Annotated in this window: 23 protein-coding genes and 1 pseudogene; 8 read left to right on the top strand and 16 right to left on the bottom strand. The window is 48.7% G+C overall.

Translation table 11 applies throughout. From position 1 onward, the window contains the following. Positions 1-419 precede the first annotated feature (419 nt). The 3 genes from treZ to AC5JO6_RS23645 all read left to right on the top strand — a co-directional run bounded on the left by treZ (position 420) and on the right by AC5JO6_RS23645 (position 5,969). Positions 420-2,240, top strand: a complete 1,821-nt coding sequence (gene treZ, locus AC5JO6_RS23655) for a malto-oligosyltrehalose trehalohydrolase (RefSeq protein WP_496083494.1) — start codon at positions 420-422, stop codon at positions 2,238-2,240. A 53-nt stretch (positions 2,241-2,293) separates the two neighbouring features. Continuing rightward, positions 2,294-5,083, top strand: coding sequence for a malto-oligosyltrehalose synthase (gene treY, locus AC5JO6_RS23650; protein ID WP_496083493.1), 2,790 nt, complete (start codon positions 2,294-2,296; stop codon positions 5,081-5,083). A 295-nt stretch (positions 5,084-5,378) separates the two neighbouring features. Then, positions 5,379-5,969, top strand: coding sequence for a DUF2721 domain-containing protein (locus AC5JO6_RS23645; protein ID WP_496083492.1), 591 nt, complete (start codon positions 5,379-5,381; stop codon positions 5,967-5,969). Positions 5,970-6,006: 37 nt separating this feature from the next. Here the strand turns inward: AC5JO6_RS23645 and AC5JO6_RS23640 are convergent, their stop codons facing one another. Next, the gene (locus AC5JO6_RS23640) at positions 6,007-6,285 is read right to left on the bottom strand and encodes a hypothetical protein (protein WP_496083491.1); all 279 of its coding nucleotides are present in this window, start codon (positions 6,283-6,285) and stop codon (positions 6,007-6,009) included. 118 nt (positions 6,286-6,403) lie between these two features. On the opposite strand from AC5JO6_RS23640, the pseudogene radC reads away from it, so the two are divergent. The 3 genes and pseudogenes from radC to AC5JO6_RS23625 all read left to right on the top strand — a co-directional run. Further along, positions 6,404-6,949: pseudogene (radC, locus tag AC5JO6_RS23635) on the top strand (RadC family protein); the annotation flags it as partial. A gap of 117 nt (positions 6,950-7,066) precedes the next feature. Continuing rightward, complete coding sequence (locus AC5JO6_RS23630) at positions 7,067-7,528, top strand: HNH endonuclease (RefSeq protein ID WP_496083490.1); 462 nt, start codon at positions 7,067-7,069, stop codon at positions 7,526-7,528. Next, positions 7,525-7,791 (top strand): hypothetical protein, encoded by a 267-nt coding sequence (locus tag AC5JO6_RS23625; RefSeq protein WP_496083489.1) that lies wholly within the window; start codon positions 7,525-7,527, stop codon positions 7,789-7,791. The genes AC5JO6_RS23630 and AC5JO6_RS23625 overlap by 4 nt, the downstream gene beginning before the upstream one ends. 30 nt (positions 7,792-7,821) lie before the next feature. On the opposite strand, the gene AC5JO6_RS23620 is transcribed toward AC5JO6_RS23625, so the two are convergent. From AC5JO6_RS23620 to AC5JO6_RS23580, 9 genes are all read right to left on the bottom strand, one after another. Then, positions 7,822-8,352 (bottom strand): acyltransferase, encoded by a 531-nt coding sequence (locus AC5JO6_RS23620; protein ID WP_496083488.1) that lies wholly within the window; start codon positions 8,350-8,352, stop codon positions 7,822-7,824. After that, the gene (locus tag AC5JO6_RS23615; RefSeq protein WP_496083487.1) at positions 8,349-8,504 is read right to left on the bottom strand and encodes a hypothetical protein; all 156 of its coding nucleotides are present in this window, start codon (positions 8,502-8,504) and stop codon (positions 8,349-8,351) included. Before AC5JO6_RS23615 ends, AC5JO6_RS23620 begins: the two co-directional genes overlap by 4 nt. A gap of 3 nt (positions 8,505-8,507) precedes the next feature. Beyond that, positions 8,508-8,945 (bottom strand): hypothetical protein, encoded by a 438-nt coding sequence (locus AC5JO6_RS23610; protein WP_496083486.1) that lies wholly within the window; start codon positions 8,943-8,945, stop codon positions 8,508-8,510. Then, entirely contained in the window at positions 8,920-9,174 is a 255-nt protein-coding gene (locus AC5JO6_RS23605) for a hypothetical protein (protein ID WP_496083485.1), read from the bottom strand. Before AC5JO6_RS23605 ends, AC5JO6_RS23610 begins: the two co-directional genes overlap by 26 nt. Beyond that, positions 9,174-12,842, bottom strand: a complete 3,669-nt coding sequence (locus tag AC5JO6_RS23600) for a beta strand repeat-containing protein (protein WP_496083484.1) — start codon at positions 12,840-12,842, stop codon at positions 9,174-9,176. Before AC5JO6_RS23600 ends, AC5JO6_RS23605 begins: the two co-directional genes overlap by 1 nt. Positions 12,843-12,976: 134 nt before the next feature. After that, a complete protein-coding gene (locus tag AC5JO6_RS23595) occupies positions 12,977-13,627 on the bottom strand; it encodes a hypothetical protein (protein WP_496083483.1) in 651 nt (216 codons plus the stop codon). A 2-nt stretch (positions 13,628-13,629) separates the two neighbouring features. Next, the gene (locus tag AC5JO6_RS23590) at positions 13,630-14,037 is read right to left on the bottom strand and encodes a hypothetical protein (protein WP_496083482.1); all 408 of its coding nucleotides are present in this window, start codon (positions 14,035-14,037) and stop codon (positions 13,630-13,632) included. Further along, entirely contained in the window at positions 14,038-14,427 is a 390-nt protein-coding gene (locus tag AC5JO6_RS23585) for a hypothetical protein (protein WP_496083481.1), read from the bottom strand. A 23-nt stretch (positions 14,428-14,450) separates the two neighbouring features. After that, on the bottom strand, positions 14,451-16,250 hold the full coding sequence (locus AC5JO6_RS23580) for a hypothetical protein (protein WP_496083480.1): 1,800 nt from the start codon (positions 16,248-16,250) through the stop codon (positions 14,451-14,453). Positions 16,251-16,413: 163 nt separating this feature from the next. Here AC5JO6_RS23580 and AC5JO6_RS23575 point away from each other — a divergent pair, with 163 nt between their 5' ends. Next, positions 16,414-16,644 (top strand): helix-turn-helix domain-containing protein, encoded by a 231-nt coding sequence (locus AC5JO6_RS23575; RefSeq protein WP_496083479.1) that lies wholly within the window; start codon positions 16,414-16,416, stop codon positions 16,642-16,644. Next, entirely contained in the window at positions 16,641-16,868 is a 228-nt protein-coding gene (locus AC5JO6_RS23570) for a helix-turn-helix domain-containing protein (protein ID WP_496083478.1), read from the top strand. The genes AC5JO6_RS23575 and AC5JO6_RS23570 overlap by 4 nt, the downstream gene beginning before the upstream one ends. Here the strand turns inward: AC5JO6_RS23570 and AC5JO6_RS23565 are convergent. The 6 genes from AC5JO6_RS23565 to AC5JO6_RS23540 are packed head-to-tail and all read right to left on the bottom strand — an operon-like array spanning position 16,865 to position 20,229. Then, positions 16,865-17,635, bottom strand: a complete 771-nt coding sequence (locus AC5JO6_RS23565; RefSeq protein WP_496083477.1) for a hypothetical protein — start codon at positions 17,633-17,635, stop codon at positions 16,865-16,867. The two genes, AC5JO6_RS23570 and AC5JO6_RS23565, sit on opposite strands and share 4 nt — an antisense overlap. Positions 17,636-17,639: 4 nt before the next feature. Next, a complete protein-coding gene (locus AC5JO6_RS23560) occupies positions 17,640-18,362 on the bottom strand; it encodes a hypothetical protein (protein ID WP_496083476.1) in 723 nt (240 codons plus the stop codon). Next, positions 18,349-18,600: a hypothetical protein gene (locus AC5JO6_RS23555; RefSeq protein WP_496083475.1), complete on the bottom strand. Its 252-nt coding sequence runs from the start codon at positions 18,598-18,600 to the stop codon at positions 18,349-18,351. The genes AC5JO6_RS23560 and AC5JO6_RS23555 overlap by 14 nt, the downstream gene beginning before the upstream one ends. Beyond that, a complete protein-coding gene (locus tag AC5JO6_RS23550) occupies positions 18,584-18,775 on the bottom strand; it encodes a hypothetical protein (protein WP_496083474.1) in 192 nt (63 codons plus the stop codon). The genes AC5JO6_RS23555 and AC5JO6_RS23550 overlap by 17 nt, the downstream gene beginning before the upstream one ends. A 3-nt stretch (positions 18,776-18,778) precedes the next feature. After that, the gene (locus AC5JO6_RS23545) at positions 18,779-18,934 is read right to left on the bottom strand and encodes a hypothetical protein (RefSeq protein ID WP_496083473.1); all 156 of its coding nucleotides are present in this window, start codon (positions 18,932-18,934) and stop codon (positions 18,779-18,781) included. After that, the gene (locus AC5JO6_RS23540) at positions 18,934-20,229 is read right to left on the bottom strand and encodes a hypothetical protein (protein ID WP_496083472.1); all 1,296 of its coding nucleotides are present in this window, start codon (positions 20,227-20,229) and stop codon (positions 18,934-18,936) included. The genes AC5JO6_RS23545 and AC5JO6_RS23540 overlap by 1 nt, the downstream gene beginning before the upstream one ends. Positions 20,230-20,245: the final 16 nt, after the last annotated feature.

Genomic DNA, 20,245 nt, shown 5'->3' with positions numbered 1-20,245 from the left:
AAACAGACGCACGTAAAGCGGTTTAGATCCCCGACTGCTCTAACGAGATAGTTCTAACGAGATAGTGCGATCGCGCATAGACTCAATCAGAAGTCGGGGATCTTTGCACAAGCACTACCGATGTTCAAACGGTCTGTGCCTAGCAGAAGCCCGGTTTCTAAGTTGATCGATGAATCCAAACTCCAAGTAGGAACGTATAAAGATCGTGCTAAGTGAAAACAACGCACTAGACTAAGCCTCACCGGGCGGACTGAACCCACTCGCGGATAGTTTGAAGTGAGTCGATTGAGTCCGCCCCTTCCTACCGCTTAAGCCATCTTTAGGTCATTAGTCGCAAAAATCCTCTTTTAGACAGGTTTCAACGCCGCCGTAAGAAAAATATAGTGCCCTAGAAACAAACTGAAAAAGGCAGTTTTTCTATGGATGCTGGCGCGTTCTATCTCGGTGGCGATCGCTGCCAGTTTACGGTTTGGGCACCGCTACACGAGCAGGTTACTGTTGCCGTTGTCTCCCCCAGAGGGCGACTGATGCCTATGGAGGCAATTGGTTCTGGCTATTGGCAGTTAACGGCTGACGCGATCGCCCCTGGCACACAATATTTCTATCAGTTAGACGACGATACTGAGCGTCCTGATCCAGCGTCTCAGTTTCAACCAGACGGCGTGCATGGTCCCTCTCAGGTCGTTGATCAGACCGCTTTTAGCTGGCATGACGGTCAATGGACAGGGATACCGTTGGATGAGCTGATCATCTACGAGCTGCACACAGGCACCTTTACGCCTGAAGGGACGTTTGAGGCAATCATCCCCCGCTTGCCTGACCTCAAAGCGCTAGGAGTTAACGCGATCGAACTCATGCCCATTGCCCAATTTCCGGGCAACCGCAACTGGGGTTATGACGGCGTTTATCCCTTTGCAGTCCAAAGCTCTTATGGTGGACCAGAGGGCTTGAAGCATCTTGTTGACGCGTGCCATCAGCATGGGATGGCGATCGCGCTAGATGTCGTTTACAACCACTTTGGTCCAGAAGGCAGCTACTTCAGCGATTACGGTCCTTACTTTACCGAGAAATACAAGGGCATTTGGGGAAGTGCGCTGAACTTTGATGGCGCTCAAAGCTATGCTGTCCGCAATTACTTTTTGCAAAATGCGCTGTACTGGTTCGACACGTACCACTTCGACATGCTGCGTTTGGATGCCACCGATCACATCATTGATCTGAACGCCAAGCACTTCCTACAGGAATTGGCAGAACGGGTTGCTGAGCTGTCTCAGCAGCAAGGACGAAAGTTTTACCTTGTTGCTGAAAATGATGTGAATGACGTGCGGATTCTCCGTGAGCTGAATGAAGGCGGCTATGGGATGGACGCTCAGTGGAATGATGGCTTTCATCACTGTACCCATACGCTACTCACAGGGGAGCAAATTGGCTACTACCAGGATTACGGCAAGTGTGAGCAATTGGCAAAAGCAATGAAGCAGGGGTTCGTCTTCTCATGGGATTATTCGCCGTTCCGCGATCGTTGGCACGGGAGCGATTCCAGCGCCCTGCCTGGTCAGCAGTTTGTGGTGTGCATTCAAAACCATGACCAGATTGGGAACCGGATGCTGGGCGATCGCTTAACCCATCTTGTTTCCTTTGAGTCACTGAAGTTGGGTGCGGCAGTGCTCCTGTTGTCACCAAACGTACCTCTGTTGTTTATGGGCGAAGAGTATGGCGAAGATGCGCCGTTTCTCTATTTTGTGAGCCATACCGACCCAAACTTAGTGGAAGCAGTCAGAGCAGGTAGAAAGCGAGAATTTGCTCACTTCCATTTAGAGGGAGAATATATTGACCCTCAAGCTGAGGAAACCTTTCAGCGATCGCAACTGCGGTGGGAAACACGCAACGAAGGCAAGCACAAAGTTTTGCGTGATCTGTATCAACAGCTCATCCAGCTTCGGCGCACCATTCCAGCCCTTAAGAAACTGGATAAACAGAATCTGAAGGCAACCGCATTGGAAGACGAAAAGTTACTGCTGCTCCATCGTTGGTCTCCTGAAAGCCAAATTTATTGTTTCATGAACTTTAGCCAGTCGGCTGTTAGCTTCAACCCAAAAATGCCTGATGCCAAATGGCAAAAAATTCTTGATTCCGCTGATGAGAAATGGTTGGGATCTAACCCAACGCTGCCATCCACATTAGTGCTTGATCAAACCCTCAAAATACCACCAATCAGTTTTGCCCTTTATCAGGCATAACCTATAAGTAATTGGAGTGACAGTTAGGTGCATTCATTCATGAGTCATGATATATGAGAATTCCGGTTTCTACATATCGCCTTCAATTTCGTAAAGAGTATGATTTTGCCGCAGCAACTGCGATCGTGCCTTACCTTGCAGAGCTAGGTATTTCTGATCTCTATGCCTCTCCCATCTTTAAAGCCAGAGCTGGAAGTAGTCATGGCTACGATGTTGTAGACCCAACACAACTTAACCCTGAACTGGGTACCCACGAAGATTTTGATGCGCTGGTAAGTGCGACTCAGCAGCATCAAATGGGTTGGCTACAAGACATTGTGCCCAACCACATGGCATACGACAGCCAGAATCTGTGGTTGATGGATGTTTTGGAAAACGGCTTTGATTCGGATAGTTTTGACTACTTTGATATTGATTGGAATCACGCATATGAAGATATTCGCGGACGAATACTAGCACCGCTCTTAGGCAATTTATATAGCGATTGTTTAGAGAATGGCGAAATCAAACTTGCGTATGACGAAACAGGTTTGAGTGTCAATTACTTTGGTCTACGCTTACCAGTTCGCATCGAGTCATATGCACGGTTCATTACTTATAACTTAGGGCAGTTAACAAAATCTCTCGGCAGACGACACCCAGACTTTGTAAAACTACTGGGCATCCTTTATCTCCTTAAGAACATACCGACTGAAGCAAAAGGCAGAGAACGGTATGATCAGGTGGCATTTGTAAAGGGCTTACTGTGGGAATTGCACGAACAAAATGAAGCAGTTAGAGAATTATTTGTTGCTAATGTGCAGTCATTCAACGGTGAAGTCGGCAACTCAGAAAGCTTCAATCTTCTCGATAGTTTGCTGAGTGAACAACTTTATCGGCTCTCATTTTGGAAAGTTGGAGCAGAAGAAATCAACTACCGCCGCTTTTTCACAGTGAATGAGTTGATTTCAGTCAAAGTTGAAGAAATTAAAGTCTTTCACAAAACGCATTCGCTCATTACCCAACTAACTGAGGATGGTATTTTTACAGGGTTACGGATTGATCACATTGACGGTCTTTATAATCCAGCCGAATACTTAGAGCGACTTCGTGAAAAAATTGGTGATGTGTATATTACAGTCGAAAAAATTCTAGAGTTAACGGAAGCATTGCCGACCAGTTGGCAAATTCAAGGCACCAGTGGCTACGAATTTCTAAACTATGTCAACGGGCTTTTTTGCAACACAGCAAACGAAGCTGCATTCAATCATTTTTACATTACGTTTACAGGCGTAAGCGCTGATTACGATCGCCTATCAGCCGAAAAGAAATGGCTGATCATTGATAAGAATTTAGCGGGCGATGTTGAAAACCTGGCACAACGTTTGAAGCGTATTGCCGCTCAAACACGATCGGGCGGTGACTTTACTGCGTATGGCTTAAAGCGTGCCTTAAGCGAAGTGTTAGCGCTCTTTCCGATTTACCGCACTTATGTTGCTTCTAATACGGTCAGCGATACCGATCGACGTGTTGTTCAGGAAACAATCGCGCTTGCTAAGCAGCATTTGCCACTGCTTGTAAGAGAGCTGGAGTACCTTGAAACAATCCTGCTGCGAGAAGACAGCGAACACTTAGCGGATGATCAAAAAGCTGAACGTTTGGGTTTTGTCATGCGGATGCAGCAACTGACTGGACCATTGATGGCAAAAGGCATTGAAGACACGCTGCTGTATGTTTACAATCGCTTGCTCTCGCTCAATGAAGTCGGCGGCAATCCGAGCCATTTTGGCATTAGCCCAACACAGTTTCATGAGTTTAATCAACGTAAAGTACAGCAGTGGCTGCACTCGATGAATACAACATCAACACACGATACAAAGCGTGGCGAAGATGCGAGAGCACGCTTAAATGTACTTTCAGAAATTCCTGATGCGTGGGCAGAACAAGTCAAACACTGGGCAGAACTCAACTTTAGTCAAAAAGTGCGTACTGGGGGCAGAACGATTCCTGATCGCAATGACGAATATTTTCTCTATCAAACGTTAGTGGGATCATTGCCATTTGCTGACGCGGAGTTTCCTGAGTTTGTCGATCGGGTCAAAGATTATGTGATCAAAGCGGTTCGGGAAGCGAAAGTTCATACCGCCTGGTTGCGCCCTGATAGTGATTATGAAAGAGGGTTTAGCACTTTTGTTGAAACGTTGTTAGCTACACCTGAAAACGATTTTTTAAGCCAATTTAGACCGTTTCAAGCAACGATTGCAGAGTACGGTATCTTCAACTCACTGTCACAGGTTTTGATCAAAAATGCCGCTCCTGGAGTACCTGACCTCTATCAAGGCGATGAGTTTTGGAACCTGAGTTTTGTCGATCCTGATAACCGTCGTCCGGTTGCTTACGACCAGCGATCGGCTGCTTTAATGCAAATCCAAGCAAACGTGCTGCATGATCCGCTTGCGCTCATTGATGACCTTTTTACTAATAGAACTAATGGCAACATTAAGCTGTTTTTGACTTATCAGCTACTGCAAGCTAGAAAGAACTTTGCAGCGTTGTTTCAGCAGGGTGATTACCAACCGCTAACCGTAGATGGTGTTTTGCAGAATCATATAGTCGCGTTTGCTCGCACCTTTGAGGGGCAGGTTGCGATCGCGATCGCACCTCGCTTTTTGACCAGTTTGATTCAACCCGGTGAGCGTCCTTTAGGAGTAGACGTTTGGCACGATACCCACATCATTGTGCCCTCAAATTTCCCATCAACCTGGACAAACGCAGTGACAAATCAGTCCATCCACACTCAGGGCACGATCGCGGTGAGTGAGGCACTTCAGCATTTTCCTGTGGCTCTGCTCGTTGGCGGTTGAAGAAGTATCCAGTCGGGTCGTCTTGCTTAATCGTCGTCTTGCTTAATCGCGGTTTCTTTGCCAGTTTTGACAACCTAGATGTCCGAGCCGTGTAGATGAGAACTTTAGCTTGTACATCCTTCCTGCCATAACGCATTGCGTACTGTAGCGAAAGAATCAGCACTTCTCTTCGGCTGGGGTAGCGCAAATAGTTCGTATGTACTAACATAATAATGCTATTCATGACTATTGATTGCTTCCTTGACCAACAACTCGTATCATTTGCCTACATTGCCTGCAAGGCTGAGGAAATCCCATGAGCGTTGAGCAGACAACCCAATTAATCCAGCTAATTCTGAATTCACTGCTGATGACGTTAGCGTGTGCGCTGCTGCTGAGCCGCATCAGTCTCCGTCAGAGCGCACTTGAGGAGGGCTTGCAAGCAGCACGCCAGTGCATTGAGCGGTTGGGCTTGGGGAATGAGGGCACTGGGGGCGATCGCTATACTGGTCGCGTATTGCAGGCGAAGAAGCACCTGCGTCAGTTACAACATCGTTACAAAGTGGTGCGTTACAGCGTTTTAGCCAACGCTTACGCGCTCATGTGTGCGATCGTCAGCACCTTGGCGTTGGCGCTGAGAACCTTGATTAACCTGGAATGGCTAGTGCCTATCTCGTTAGGGCTGTTTGTGTTTGGCGTAACGCTACTGCTATTAGGGGTCAGCTTAATGCTCCTTGACCTTCATACCGCCGATCGCGCCTTGTGGGACGAAATCACCACCTTACTGACGGGCAGATCAGACGACAAACTTCGCCTGGACTGGCAGCAGCGGTCTCGCATTGCCGATCGCTTCATGCGCGGGCAGACTGCAAACCTGAGACCCTCTTCTAAAGCACGCGTCTCATAAGCACCGTTCTAGCTACACAAAGGCTGATTTCTGGAAACTATGCCTGTGGTGGAAGTACAGTGATTTGCTGGGTGGCGCGATCGCGCACAATCCAAACAGTGTTACTATCTTGCTCCACAGTCGCCTCGGTGACGTTAAAGTACACCTTGCCACCTTCTCGTGTTTCAATCGCAAAATCAGCGTTTTGAGCATAAATGACCTTGAAGCCGCGATCGCGCAAACAGTACATCACCCAGCCTTTGAGCGACTGCTGCTCTGGCTTAAACGGAATCGGTGGTTGCTTCAGTAACGCTTCAATGACAGCAATTAATGGCATGGTCTGTCGCTCTGAAAGGAGCAGCTAGCCCCCGTTGTCAGTTTTAAAATTGGTGTTGGGCATGACTGAGTGTTGGGCATAACTAAGAGGTACTCTTCACTCAACAATCTCTTGGTGCATGACCTATTGTCTTAAAGTAGCCGACATGCCAGCCAGCGAACGCCCGCGAGAGCGCTTGGTTGCCTATGGAGCCAAGCATCTGGCTACGGCTGAACTGTTGGCTATTCTTCTCGCTACGGGGCAGGGACCCGGCAAACTCTCTGCGGTTGGGCTAGGACAATACATCCTGCAATTTGTGGGTAAACATCAGCATGACCCGCTTTCCGCCCTGCGAGAGGTCAGTATCCCAGAGTTAACCGCCATCTCAGGAGTTGGTGAAGCGAAGGCAGCTACCATTTTAGCAGCGATCGAGCTTGGCAAGCGCGTCTTTCAGTCTCGTCCCCCTGAACATACGATCGTGGATGACCCAGCGATCGCTGCCGCTGCCCTCAGCCAAGACCTCATGTGGCAGCCCCAAGAACGCTTCGCCATCTTGATGCTAGATGTCAAACATCGGTTGCTGGGAACACAGGTCATTACGATCGGCACCGCTACCGAAACCCTCGCCCATCCTCGTGACATCTTCCGCGCTGTCCTCAAACACGGCGCGACTCGAGTGATCGTAGACGCTACCTGTAAACAGCGAGTACAATGGTATGGAGCGGTTTTGCCGTATAAAACAATCGCCTGAAGGGTTGCAACCCAACAAGCGATCTGTCCATCAACCTTTTAGAGGAAGGCTATGGTTGATTCAAGCTTAGACGATTTTGCGGATTGGGCACCAGCAGAAGATCGCCCCAAAAGAACTAGTCACAGACAAAAAGCTTTAGAGCGCGATCGGCATATGTGCCAGTGTTGCTATGAAGACAGCGCTGATAGTAGGCTGGAAGTGCATCATATTCAGCCTCTTTGCCTTGGTGGTCAGGATGATTTGGATAACTTGATTACGTTGTGCTCTTGGTGCCACAAGGAGTCGCCCAATAGTGCTGCTGAGTTTGAGGATTATCGGCAAAAAGGCGGCGTGCGAGGTCGGGCGATTTTGCTACAGCTTTTTGATAAATGTGACGTGTCAGAAACAAAGCAAGACGTTCTTGATTGGTACGACAACATTATGGGTGGACGACTAGCGAGAGCAAATGAAGCCTATGAAGAAATGGCAAGACTTAAAGAGTTAAAACGTAAAAATAAGCGATCGCGGACATGACAACCATAAGGGCTGTAGACGAGTCGAATTTCTCAAACGATTATGCTTATTTTGTAGAGCAGATGCAGGTACGATCGCTCATCTGTTTGATTGATTTCAACCAACTCAGAGACGGCTCTTTGATTGCTCGTGATGTCGCGCACACTTTGTACGCCCCAAATAATTATCAGGTTTCAGCGAGAGGTATCGGCTACATATGGGCTGAAACCGAGGCTGAATTTATTGATTGCTGTGAGCGGTACAACGTCAAATTTGTGCCCTGAAGCGATCGGCTGTTGCCAAGTCGCGGCATTCTAGAGTGTTGGCAACAGCCGCACCTTCCTGGCAGGCACCCCAGCATAGAGCCACCCATCCTCACAATCGCGGTTGACCACAGCCCCGGCACCAATCACGCATCCAAGCCCGATCTCTACCCCTGGCAACACCGTCACTCCAGATCCTAGCCACGAGCCAGCGCCGATACTGATGGGTTTGCGTACACAGCCATACCCAGCGCGTTCATGGGCAGAACCGATCGCATGGGTACCAGTGAGCAAACGGCAATGATCGCCGATGTCTACGCGATCGCCCACCGTAATGCTTGCCCCGTTGTCAAAGTAAACGGCGTGGTTGATATAGACTTCGCTGCCTAGAGTGACAGCGCTCAGGTCCAGATGAGTAAAGAAACAGAGTGAGGCGATCGATACTTTATCGCCAGCACCTAACCCGAAAAGACGGTAAATGTTCAGGCGATCGACGTTATTAATACGGTCTGCTGATGCCAATTCGTTCAGCACTTGCCGCTGTTGGTCGCCTTGGAGCGTGGGAAGGATCAAGCGGTTCATTGGGCAAGCCGATCGCACACTGCCTTAGCCCTACGCTCAGCCAGCGCGATCGCCCAGCTTGCAGGCATCCACCAGGGCATTGTGTTAAGCGCTTGCACCATAGCGTATTTGAGTAGAGTCTCGCGGCTTTCAAGCCAAGTTAGTTCAGGCATGGTTTAAGCGATCAACCCCTTGCCGATATAAATTAACGCCTGCTCCGTGCGTTTGTTATAGGGTGCACCAATCTGAAGTTCCACTAAAGCCTTACAAAAGCCAGTGGGCAGCCCAGTCACATCGTCCGCGCGATCGTCTGGATATTTCAGCAATTCTTTGAGCATGGCGCTACCAAGGTTGGCAGGGTCTTGCAGCAGCGTAGTGGTGTTGCTAAAACTGACCGTCCATTTGCCGATCGTAGGGTTGCCAGGAGTCAGCGTAGCTGTAGTAGCAGGAACCAGTAGGGCGGTTTGTCCGATCGCCTTTACGCCCACTTTAATCACGGTGGTTGGCTGCGCTGTGGCGACGACTTCTCCATTGATCACCAAGTCAAAGGCGTAGACTGCCGGGTCATTCCCGATCGTCAAATCTGGTTTAAGGGCAAGCTGTGTGATTGGCATTGAAGACGACCTCAACGGTAGGGCGATCGGTAAAGGTAAGGTCGCTCAGCACTGAGAACCATGCGAGTGTTGCTGAAGGACTGATAAAAGTGAAGGTGACAATAGATGCTGGTGCCGGGGTGAATGTGAGGCAAGTAATCAGGATTAGGACGAGCAGTGTTGCTGGGTCGATGCCCAACGGGAAGCCCGGATTTGTGCTGTCTGGGTTCACGCCTGAAGGGAACAACACTATTGCGGTACCCTCTCGTAAGTTTGCGTACTGGCAGGATTACCATCTTTGTCTAGCAGGTTTTGCACTGCAATCGGTGTAGTGCCATCATCAGCGTACAGTGTGCCTGTATTGGCATCCTCATCGATTTTGTAACGGTTGGTGACTCCCTGTCTTGCAATCTGGGCGTTAGTGTCGATCGCTACCAGTTTGCTATTCGCGTCCATCTCTTCTCTGATTTCTGTGGCGGTGGGGAGTGCTTCAAATTCGCTCGTCAGTTGTGTTTCAACGGCTGTAGCGATCGCTGTTCTTTCGCCACCTGTTAGCGAGTAGCCCGTTTTTGTCGTGGGGATAGCTGCGATCGACGCATCCAGGAAATTCAAGCGGCTATCACCAACCAGCAATGGAGTGTTGGGGATACCGTTCACGCTCGACAAGATGCTGCTTAGCGTAGACGTGTAAACAACAGTGGGGATATTGCCGATCGCGCTCAAAATAACACTATTCGCGGGTGCGGTATATTGAGAGGTTTTGAACAGTACTGTAGAGTCTTCTATCTGCGTTAGCGTTGGACGCGCTGACACTGACGCATCAAGGTTAGTTAGGTTGTCTAGGTATCCCGACCTTGCCACCGAGAGGCGACTGAGTAGCGTTGTAGTACCTGCTGTATCGCCACCGCTGTAGGTCGATAGCCCTGATTGAATCTCAGTGACAGCACTTGTAGCTAAAGCATCAGCATCAATAGCGTCAGTGGCGATGCCTGCTGCGGTAATCCAATTGTTTGGAATGGCAGGCAAATTGTTAATTTGAGCATCAACTTTACCATCTGTGAAAGACAATTGATTTGTTCTTTCTTGAATCGCTGTGACGATTAAGTTGCTACCTGCTGCTAAACCGACAATACCGTCTAAATAATCGACAATGTATTTGCCGATAGTACCATCAGCAGTGAAACTAGATACCAGGGCGTTCCAGATGGCTTGTATTCCAGCACTAGAAAGATTGAAGCCGGTACGATTGATTGGATTGGAATCAACTTGATTTGTGACTGTATAGGTTAACGGATTAACTTTGTCCTTGATAGTTGTAATATCCTCGCTATAATCTGTTAACGGAATTTGATCGATATTTGTATTGATTCCTGTTAGCTGTGTGTCCAAGTTTGCAGTAGCAAGCCCAATTACGCCTTTTGTGTTGACTAAAGCGCCTGTACTGAATACGCCTGAATCTGATAGCGTAGCGCTGAGAGCCGTTAACTGAGCTGACTGCTCAGTTGTTAAAGCGCCACTACCACTCACTGTTACACTCGCTGCTACTGCTTCGGTTTGAAAGCGAATCGTTCTACCACTAGCACCAGTAAAATCGAAAATAGTAAATAGTGGTGCTGTCGAACCTTCATGAACAATCACAAAGTCGGTCAGCGTTGGATCTGATGTGTTTGTTGTTTTGGGTTTAATGCGTACTGGGTTTGGTGTTCCTGCAACAGCATCATATGGGAAAATTAAATATTGTCTTGCAGTACCAGATCCAGTAGAAACGATTTGTGGATAGGGAGGAGTACTAAAAAAGACAGCTTCAGGAGTTGCTAGGTAATCCTCGATTGTATGGAAAACATCAGCCAATGACAGATTAGCCGTGCCACTACCAATCATCACCTCAAACGTGCTTGTATTGAAACTAATATCACTTGAGCGGCTAACACCAGCATCGTAGAGTGACCTGAAGTTAGTTAGGTTAAATGTGTAGCTAGGCACGTTACCAGCTAGCGTTACCGTTTCTCTGAGATAGCCTCTAGCATCGCAAGCGATAAAATAACTACGTGCTGGATTAACAGGGATTGTTGCAGTGCCCCCTGTGATCGTGGGGAACGTCTGAGCCATTGTCGTTAGATCAATGACACCTAAAATAGCATTAGCACCTGTTGGAATACCTGAGATAGTGATTGTTGTCACAGGCGTTTGTAGCGTTACGTCAGTACCCGCTGCGATGCCAGTTAATGTTTTAACCGTGACCAAACGAGTGCCAGTACCGGAACGATTGATTGTAGCGCCTGCCGCTAGCTCCCAAGTTGAGATGTCGGTGTCAGCCGCTACCGTGATTGTGGCTGTCGCTCCAACTGTTGCTGCAATTGGTCGATAGTCTCCGCCCGCTTGAAGCGCTACTGTGCCGCTATCCGTTTGAAATGTGGTTGTGAGACTGGAGGGAGAAAGTAGCGTGATTGTGCCGTTTGATTTGAAGCCATCTGAAAATTTAGCGGTAGAAGCATTGAGAACGCCACCAGAGGCGATTGTCAAATTAGTGTTCCCAAAATCAGCTAACTGCCCACTGCGAAAAGGTGCTGTGATGCTGTCTGTGTTACGCCAGTACAATTTGCGTGAATCGTAAACTTGAGCTAGAGACAGGCTGCCAGAAAGAGTTATTAAGGCGGAAGCGTTTGTAATTCCCGTATAAGCTCCAACTGTTGTGGTGTTGGTTTGCGTGATACCTGCATCAACAGCAAGTTTGATCGTAGAAGGTAATGTTGTCGATCCAATTTGAGAATCAATAGTAAGTGTTTCTGCTTCCTCTTGATGCAAATAGCTGCGAATTTGCCGCGTGTAACTAGAGGTAGAAACGGTTGGAATCGGAGTTGGGAAGAAGCTGAGGTAATCCCCTCCACCTGTATAATAACCACTACCGAGATTAGTGCGCTCGGAGACAAGACGAAATCGACCTACAGAGCCATCTGGGGCACTCGTATTGTTCAGGTTGGAATAGCCTGTATACACTACAAAAGCGTTGTTGACATTGCCACCGCCGTCTGTAATTTTAAGGTCATGCGTATAAATTTTTGTGGCTTCAACGGTTGCAGCGTTGACCCAATAAATCAAACCTTTTGTGAGGTCTACTAGCGGGGAGTTAACAACTTTTATACCCGAATTTTTGGCACTAAAGTAATCGTAAGTAGAGTCAATAATTGCGGCTGTAATATCAAGTGCGCTAAAAGCAACAATCCCTGTATACGGCTGATAGATGCGGTTTACACCGCTTAGCGTGGCAGTAGTGACAAACTCTGTAGCAGCATAAATTATGGTTGAATCTGCCATTGTGCCAGAGGGTTGCAAGTAGGCAAACGTTCCTTTTGCGTCGGCTGCACCTGTCAAGATTGCCGGATCAACACTTTCAATTGTCGTATTTATAATCCTCGATACAAATAGGTCTAAGCGTTTTATACCTGCTGCTACTAAATCAGGACGCGCTCTAATTTGCGTGGCGTAAAGGTTAATTTTTGCCCCAGTTGAGCTACGGCTGGAAGTGTCGTAGCTCAACGCCGCGTAAAGCACCCCGTTGTTGGCACTGTTATAAAAAAGACGAGAAATTGTTAGTTGACAACCGTTTTTATAGACTATGTTGCTGCCAACTGTGACAGACTCCCCAAAATTCACTGTACCACTGCCTGTCGCTCGAATGCATCCTGGCTGAGAAGTTGAAACACCTAACAATTCAAGGTTGATACCCAGGATATTGAGTGTGGCTGTAGAGCCGACCGTGATCGTTCCTTTCCAACGGTAGTAGGTTACTCCATTGGTATCGGTATTGCTAGTTAGATTCGTGCTTCCAAGTGCGACAACATCAGCCCATGTATAAGTACCCGCGTCACCTGTTAGTGTCTCAATATCAAAGCCATTAGCAGCAAGTTGTAGCGCCATCGCCTAAAACCTCCAGTCAACTGTGCAGAGCACAACCACAGCCCGATCGCCCTTGCCTTTGCTCTTACTTTTCATCAGTGTGGTCATGGTTAGGTGAGGAAGGCGGAGACAGGGAGGCGCGATCGGGTTTCAAATTAAGTGCCTCTAGGTCGGTATTTCTTAAAAGGCAGCAGTAATGATTTAGGGATTTGAGCGATTACTGGCACTGTTGCGGTCGGTGCCATCTTTACAGCCACTTCCTGATCAACGTCTACAGATTCAAAGCCAAAGAATCGAGCACTTTGCTGGTAAGTTAGCAATTGCCCAAATAGAGCTTTAATCTGCTGCACATCATAAGAGTCGGTTGTGAAGTCATAGCCCGCCGTATAGACTGCTGTCACTTCGGTAGCAGGCGATGCACCACGCCGACCCCAAGAATCCAACCATTCAGCGTTCAGGTTGATTTGTCCAGTCGATCGATCCAGGATGTAGTTATTGCCTGTCATTGACTGCCAAGCGCTTGTTCCTACCGGGCGATAGTGGTGGTTAAGATAGTTGCCAGAGCGGTATTGCAAGGCTATGACTGGGCTGACAGCGATCGGCAAATAAGACAGTCTGACTGTTTGTAGGTTGCGATTGACTTCTAAGATCTCTTCAAACTGAGTGAGCGCCAATGGACGATTAGCGCCTTCTGTTCCTTCAACTAATGCTTGTAAGAACGAGATCGCACCTGTCAAAGCATCATCAGTCAAAGTCACAGAAGGCGCGTAAATATCCTTGTCGTCTTCAGTGAAGATTGCGGTCATCGCTATTCGCTGATGAAATACTTGAAGAAGAAGTTAATCTTGCCAGCAGTCAAAGCTGCCACTGCAACAGTGAGCGTCAACTGTCGATCTGCGGTTAATTTCAGAGCAGCCGCAGCCGTGCCAACAGGAACAACCGCAACAATGCCTGTGTAAGAGGCGATCGCCGTAGCTGCTTTAATGTCGGTAGTTGTATTGAAGCCAGCTGCGATCGTGGCAGAGCCTGATGACGTTGGAGCAGTGACAACATCCATAAAACCGTCAAAGATGACAGCTTTATTTGGCAGCAGCAGCGGGATGGCGATAGCACCGATCGCGCCACCGTGGACAGCAAAATCGTATTGCACTTTGACCAAGCCACCTAGGTCGTCTTGATGCAGTCGGGTGGCTTTAACAGGGATAGAAACAGCCATTTAGCTTACCTTTCGGTTACGTGGGCAATCAGCATTAAAGACAGGGCAGAAAACCCCGTTATTGTCGGAGCGTAGCTTTTCATTGCAGGCAGGGCAAACGTTGCCACGCAGCGCAAAACTCAGCGCGAGAGGCGCAATTAATACATCCTCTCCAAGTTCTGTGACAGCACCTGGCATCACTGCCGGATCGTCTTCAGAATTTTCGGCAGGTAATTGTGATTCGATCGCCGCTGCGTCAGGGTTGGTCGCTTCAGCTTCTGCGATCGTTTCGGCAAGCTCATCCCAACTCACAGAGTCAGGTTTAACTAAGCCAAGCGCGTCAGCCATTTGCTTTTGGCGCTTCCAATGCAGCGATCTGATTTCATTGGCGCGGGCAGTTAGATCAGGCATGGTGAATATTCCTCAGTGCTGATCTATTGCTTGATTGTCGTGTTGCGCGATTCAATCACACGTAATTGCTGGGGCACGAGCGACGTATCACCTGCGCCGTCAACATCGATGCCGATACACCCCGATGAGTGTTCTAGCCACGTAAAACTATGTATACGATCGAAGTTAGTCAAGCTGTCCTGACGAATTTCTACTGGCATCCCTACGCCTTTAGCGATCGTGTTCACCCCTGCAAAGTAATTTTTGCGGGTTTCGGTGCCAGCTGTCACGCCGATCGTCTCTGTTTGCAAACCACGACCAGAAACATTCCCCCAGTTGTTTGAAGTAAACAGGTGGAAGCCGCCGTAGTTGCCAACATAGCCGTTGATCTTGCCTGTGTCATTCAAGACGCCAGGATTAAGGATGTTGGTCAGATCGCTTAATTCTTCAGGCGTGGAGGCTTGCCAGACGGTTTGGAAAGACTTTTTAAGCTGAGTGACAGAGCGAGAATTGAGCCAGCCGATATAGCAACCATCGGTCAGAGTAGGAATCTGCAAATCTTGCATGTAGCCAAACATTGACAGCAGGTAATCTTCAGTCATCGTGCCATCTTTAGTGGCAACAACATCCGATGCTAGCGTTGTGACCTCGCCACCATTGTTGTAGACGACTCGGCTGGTATCGTCCCACGCTTCAATCACGCTTTGATCTTCCCAAGCGTAAAAATCGTGCATCAGGTTGCGATTCACGATGTCGAGCAGGTTGATCATTGAATAGGCTTCGACAAACGTAGGTATACCGATCGGCGCTGCGGTCGAATCCTTGCCTAAACCCCATTCCTTGATCGTGACAGGCACAATCCCTGTTTGTACAGGCTGACGGGCTGCATCGATTGGGTAGTAAACGCCGCCGCCAGACAGTAGACGATCGCTAGCTTGCTGTGGTCCGGTGATGTAAGCAGCGCGAGGGATGTCAATTGTGCTACCCATACGAGCGGCAAAATCGAATTGATAATCAATGAATTGCCAGAACACGTAGGCAGGGCGGTTATTGGAACGCATCATGCTTGATAACGTTTCCAGGAAACCGCCGGGGATGTTGTTGATGATGGTCGCCGAATCAGTAGTAATTTGGTTGGAACCTCGGAACAAGCCAATGCCCTTACCCCAGGATTCCATATCCTTGATCATCTGCTTCTTGTTGTCGCGGGTGTAAGCGTCAAGCTCACGCCAGTCGTAAGAAACCATTTGCCCAGCGCGTTGCGAGTTGCGAACGACTTTAGGCAATGACTGAGCCAGTTCTAGAAACTCTTTAACCGAACCGATCGGCACGTCCGACTTGGTAGAAGTGAGACGGTTTACCATCGGCATCCCTGCCTCTTTGCTGGTCACGGGTGTTTGTTCTCCAGAGAGTTTGTCAAGGTTGAAAGCTTTCACTAGGTTCAGGCGTGACGCTTCAGATGCTTCAGCCTTGTCTCTGGCTTCCTGTTCAGCGGCTTTGGCAGCGTCAATTTGTGTTTGCGATTGTTCTTTGATTGACGCGATCGCGCTATCAGTTTCCGTTTTGTGCTGTGCGATCGCAGCTTGCACGGCACTGCTAACAACATCAGCCAATTGATCAGCCGTAATAGAAGCGGTCACAGCTACAGATTCAGCAGCTACTTCTGTAACTGGCTCAACTTTAGGCGCTACGGGTTCAGGCTCTTCGGTTGGCTCTTTTTCTGGTTCAGGTGTCACCGCGACAGTTGCCGCTGTAGAATCTTTGGTGAAGCCTTTACCACTGTTGGCAGACTTGGAGGCGATTGAAGCTTTAGCAGCAGCCACAATGCGATCCGTCTCGCTCATGGCTGCATCCTGGTTCAGTTCGTCTTTTACGAACACAGATTGTTTACGGGTACGCATTGGGCAGCAGTTTTCAGAAACTTTAATTACATGCTGCCCTCTATCTCTGCGGGTATAATTGGTTGTAACCAGTATTTGGCTAAGTTAGCGGGATTGAGACTAAAAAGTGTTGCACGATCCTGATAGAATCCTTGCTCGTAATATCAGAATCAGAAGATTGTCTTTAGAACTTTCTCAAGCAAAGCTTGGATCTGTACTGGGTCGATCGCAGCGATGGGTTAGCAGTATTGAGCGTGGACGCACTCTGCCTGCCACCTGTTTATTTCCGATCGCCCATGCCTTGAAGATTGATGCCCGACTGTTAGTAGAAAAACCGTTACCAGATTTGGAGGGATGATGACTAGATATAGAGAATTAACATTAAGCGAGAGTGTGGGTGGTCAGGCAATACGAGAAATGCGTCAGCGGTTAGGGATGGCGCAAGAGCATCTTGCTAAAGATATTGATATAGATCTTTCGCAATTAGAAATAATTGAATCTGGCAATCTTCATCCAAACCGCAGAATGATTAATGCAATCAACAGCGCCTTCGTAGAGCGAGCTTACTTCATCAATTACTAACGAATCACCTGAAGCCCGATCGCCTGCCCTGCTTCTTCCTCTACTGGATCACCTGCTTCTTCAGGTTCTGTCAGCACTTCAGCGCCGGGTAAATTGCCACTGACGCATAGGGTCAGCTCTACAGCGGTGTGGAAACCAGCACGAATGTAATAAGGTGCCCAATCAATCCCTTCCTCATCGCCCAAAAAGAATAGCAGCATGGGGTGGGGTGGCATGTGCCCGTCACATTCATCAGTGAAGAACTCCCCATCGCACAAGGGGCAAATCATCGTGCTGTCAGTGATGCCACCTGTACTTACATCTTTTGCCATGCCGTAGCCGATTGCATTGACCGCTGGACTATCAGCAGGGAACGCAGCATAGGTCAGCAAGAATTGAAAGCCGTGGTTAGCGACGATGCTTCGGTTGATGTCAAAATAATCAGCCGCATTCAGAATGTTAACGGGTGCGTCTGGTGTCTGGATGGCATAGGCAGAGTATACAAACCCGACATTTTGCTGCACGTCCTCCCACGAGTGGTTAAGGTTCATGGGCTTGCCGGGGAAGAATGCCGCCATGCTTTCAATCGATTGGTCATCCCACACGCCATTACTGAAGCTCATCAGGTTGTGGGATGCCAGCATGGGCACCGATACCATCTGATCGGCTGTGTAGGGCTTCATGCCTTTGGGTCTGAATTTGTTCATCTGGTCTAGTTGCCAGGGTTCAGGTTGCCCCATGCCAGGGACGGACGCGATCGCGCTATCAAACGATGGGAATTGCAGCATTGTTCTAACTCTTACTTAAAGCCATCATACTCAGCGGTCTAGAGATTGCAGCACCTGTCCATCCCCACGATCGCGCTAACAAACTATCCTGACCACTATCGCCTTTGTCGAACTGCTTGCTACAGCGGCACATCGATCGGCAACTCGACTTGTCGCCAGGATTCGGTAGTGAGCCAATGTCTACCCACCCTTGAGCGGCGTACCCAACGCAGTCATCACACGATTCTCTAGAGTCTCTAATGCGCCGTTCTCTGATGAAGCCGTCTGCTTTATGTGCTTCTAACCTTCCTAGCTCAAAACTGCCGTGTAGGGCATCCAGGTACATAGAGACGCGGTTTTGTATTTGCAACTCACTCAGGTAGCCTGCCAAAATATCTTTGCTGAAGCCCCTGAGATAGCCGTATTCTTTCTTCAGTTCGGCACCAATCAGCCCATACGATCGCTCTTTTGCCGTTTCTAACCGTGCTTGACCACCTCTGCCTAAAGTGAAAGCGTTGATGTGGGCAGACTTCAATTCAAGCGCGATCGCCTTCTCCCATTCACCTACTCGCAGATTTCCCGCTAACAGATCAGAGGTGAGCGATCGCGCCTTCTCTTTTGACTGGTCAATGTAGGACTCAGTGAGAGCGGTTATAGCCTTACTGCTGATGTACTGCCCCTTGCCCGCACCACTGGTGGCACGGTAACGACCGGATGAGGCATCGTAGGCAAACTCACGACTCGCCATCAGTCGCCTCTTCTACTTCAAAGAAGGTTTTGACACTGTTGAAAACCTCTTCATCATCTTCAGGTGGGGACATCCAGCCCGCCGCCATCATTTCTGAAAACTGTTCCCAGAGCGATCGCGCTTCGTAGGCACTGATGCTGTAGCCTCGTTCCTGAAAGATTCGCACAATCCGATCGCGGTCTGCACCGTAATGAAAATCACGATCGCTGCTGTTCAAAAGCTTAATTCGTTTCTGCATCGTCAGTCGCCTCTAGAATCAACTTGAACTCTGCATCAGGTGGGTTAGCTTTCCACTGGTCGATTGCGTTACTCACTGCTGCATCGTCAATTTCAGCGATCGCCTCTAATTCTTTCATAGGTGGCAGAGTCTCAGATGGTGGCTTGAATGCATCGTCTTTAGCGATGATGTCCATTGGTTAAGCATCTTTAGGTTTTACTGATATATCCCAAATCGTATATCTAGGAATGGTTGGATCAAAGAAACCTTCAGGCTTCCACTCAAAATGAGAGATGTACTCATAGCCGTCAATAGTCTTTGTATGTACTACTACCTGCCGCTCTGTAGGTTTCATTAATGGTGCCTCCCATTGGTGCTAAAAATTGGTACTCGCGTTGAATCTAAATCAGTAATCCCCGGTTCATCCAACTCACCGGGATCACCCTCGCTACTTGCCCCTTGACCCGGTGCCATCGCATTAGTAATGATTTTGGGGAATACCAGCTTCAGCTTATTCAACCACAGCCCAGTATTAATCCCCTTCAGATATAGCTCAGTGTGCAAGACTTGCATCACGCCTTCAGTCAAACACATTCTGATCTCGTTCACATGACGGGCATTTTCCAATGCAGGCTGTCCTGCAATCTCTTGAGCACCGATCGCGGGCAATCCCAACAAATAGGGAGGGACACGCGATCGCATCACAATGCGACTACGCCACTGCAAGACATTAGCCGCTAAAGCCTCAATGTCTGGGTTTATGTTGCTTAGCTTTTTAATGTCTTGCCCCGGCATCAAATAATAGTCAGTAATGATGCCGTCCGCTTGTCGCTGCTCTAACCGTTGTTGATAATCCTGCAACTGTTCGCGGGTCGTACCCTCCTGCATTGCGTGTAGATTTGGGTTATAGCCTACCGTGTCAGCCGCGATCGCCAGTGCATCTGTTGCCCGCTTCAGCCGTGCCCAGTCCTGCGGCGATTCATGGAACAGCGATCGACCGTATAGGTTCTTGCGACGATAGCGCCAATGTACTACCTTCCCTGGTACAAAGACTTTCGCTGGTTCCTCTTCATAGAGTCTGCGTCGTTGCTGAAAGCCTAATAACTCGCCTTGTGCTTCTACCCTGAACATTTCCCACGTGGGCAGAAACATTAGAGAATTGACTTGATTCTTAGAAAGGTCGATCGCCAACTCAGCGAACGCATCACCCCAGTTCAGCATCCGCTCTAACACCACTTGAGAAGTAGAGTGCGGGAATAGGCGCTCTAGAGTATTGAGGCAAACGGTATAGACTTGCTTGTCGATCGCGCTGCCATCATTCAATTCGGTGGCAATGGTAAACCCCTGGTCGTCCCCATCTTCAGAGGACAATGCTGCCCCTTTGAGAATGTCAGTAGCTGCTGCAACTTCAGGGCACCATTCCGCCATCTCGATTAACTCGACAGCGCGATCGTAATCCCTGATCGGATACTCGCCAATCTCTAAATCGTAGTTACGTGCCCGTGTTGATGTCTGATCTGAACCGTAAAATTGCTGGAAGGCGACTGGGCGCTGACTGCCACCAAAGATTGAGCGGACAAAACCTGTGATCGTCTGCCAAAGGTTTTCTAAACGCCGATTTCTGCCAGGTGTAGGGATGGGCGATCGCATAACTCACAATCAATCT

The sequence above is a fragment of the Tildeniella sp. genome, assembly GCF_059505325.1.
The sequence above is the reverse complement of the archived record's forward strand: the minus strand, read 5'-3'. Positions and strand labels throughout refer to the sequence as shown.

What these genes read in the sequence shown, in the direction of transcription:
- treZ (WP_496083494.1), top strand. Translation starts at nt 420, where the DNA reads ATGGATGCTGGCGCGTTCTATCTCGGTGGCGATCGCTGCCAGTTTACG.
- treY (WP_496083493.1), top strand. Translation starts at nt 2,294, where the DNA reads ATGAGAATTCCGGTTTCTACATATCGCCTTCAATTTCGTAAAGAGTAT.
- AC5JO6_RS23645 (WP_496083492.1), top strand. Translation starts at nt 5,379, where the DNA reads ATGAGCGTTGAGCAGACAACCCAATTAATCCAGCTAATTCTGAATTCA.
- AC5JO6_RS23640 (WP_496083491.1), bottom strand. Translation starts at nt 6,285, where the DNA reads ATGCCATTAATTGCTGTCATTGAAGCGTTACTGAAGCAACCACCGATT.
- AC5JO6_RS23630 (WP_496083490.1), top strand. Translation starts at nt 7,067, where the DNA reads ATGGTTGATTCAAGCTTAGACGATTTTGCGGATTGGGCACCAGCAGAA.
- AC5JO6_RS23625 (WP_496083489.1), top strand. Translation starts at nt 7,525, where the DNA reads ATGACAACCATAAGGGCTGTAGACGAGTCGAATTTCTCAAACGATTAT.
- AC5JO6_RS23620 (WP_496083488.1), bottom strand. Translation starts at nt 8,352, where the DNA reads ATGAACCGCTTGATCCTTCCCACGCTCCAAGGCGACCAACAGCGGCAA.
- AC5JO6_RS23615 (WP_496083487.1), bottom strand. Translation starts at nt 8,504, where the DNA reads ATGCCTGAACTAACTTGGCTTGAAAGCCGCGAGACTCTACTCAAATAC.
- AC5JO6_RS23610 (WP_496083486.1), bottom strand. Translation starts at nt 8,945, where the DNA reads ATGCCAATCACACAGCTTGCCCTTAAACCAGATTTGACGATCGGGAAT.
- AC5JO6_RS23600 (WP_496083484.1), bottom strand. Translation starts at nt 12,842, where the DNA reads ATGGCGCTACAACTTGCTGCTAATGGCTTTGATATTGAGACACTAACA.
- AC5JO6_RS23595 (WP_496083483.1), bottom strand. Translation starts at nt 13,627, where the DNA reads ATGACCGCAATCTTCACTGAAGACGACAAGGATATTTACGCGCCTTCT.
- AC5JO6_RS23590 (WP_496083482.1), bottom strand. Translation starts at nt 14,037, where the DNA reads ATGGCTGTTTCTATCCCTGTTAAAGCCACCCGACTGCATCAAGACGAC.
- AC5JO6_RS23585 (WP_496083481.1), bottom strand. Translation starts at nt 14,427, where the DNA reads ATGCCTGATCTAACTGCCCGCGCCAATGAAATCAGATCGCTGCATTGG.
- AC5JO6_RS23580 (WP_496083480.1), bottom strand. Translation starts at nt 16,250, where the DNA reads ATGAGCGAGACGGATCGCATTGTGGCTGCTGCTAAAGCTTCAATCGCC.
- AC5JO6_RS23570 (WP_496083478.1), top strand. Translation starts at nt 16,641, where the DNA reads ATGATGACTAGATATAGAGAATTAACATTAAGCGAGAGTGTGGGTGGT.
- AC5JO6_RS23565 (WP_496083477.1), bottom strand. Translation starts at nt 17,635, where the DNA reads ATGCTGCAATTCCCATCGTTTGATAGCGCGATCGCGTCCGTCCCTGGC.
- AC5JO6_RS23560 (WP_496083476.1), bottom strand. Translation starts at nt 18,362, where the DNA reads ATGGCGAGTCGTGAGTTTGCCTACGATGCCTCATCCGGTCGTTACCGT.
- AC5JO6_RS23555 (WP_496083475.1), bottom strand. Translation starts at nt 18,600, where the DNA reads ATGCAGAAACGAATTAAGCTTTTGAACAGCAGCGATCGTGATTTTCAT.
- AC5JO6_RS23550 (WP_496083474.1), bottom strand. Translation starts at nt 18,775, where the DNA reads ATGGACATCATCGCTAAAGACGATGCATTCAAGCCACCATCTGAGACT.
- AC5JO6_RS23545 (WP_496083473.1), bottom strand. Translation starts at nt 18,934, where the DNA reads ATGAAACCTACAGAGCGGCAGGTAGTAGTACATACAAAGACTATTGAC.
- AC5JO6_RS23540 (WP_496083472.1), bottom strand. Translation starts at nt 20,229, where the DNA reads ATGCGATCGCCCATCCCTACACCTGGCAGAAATCGGCGTTTAGAAAAC.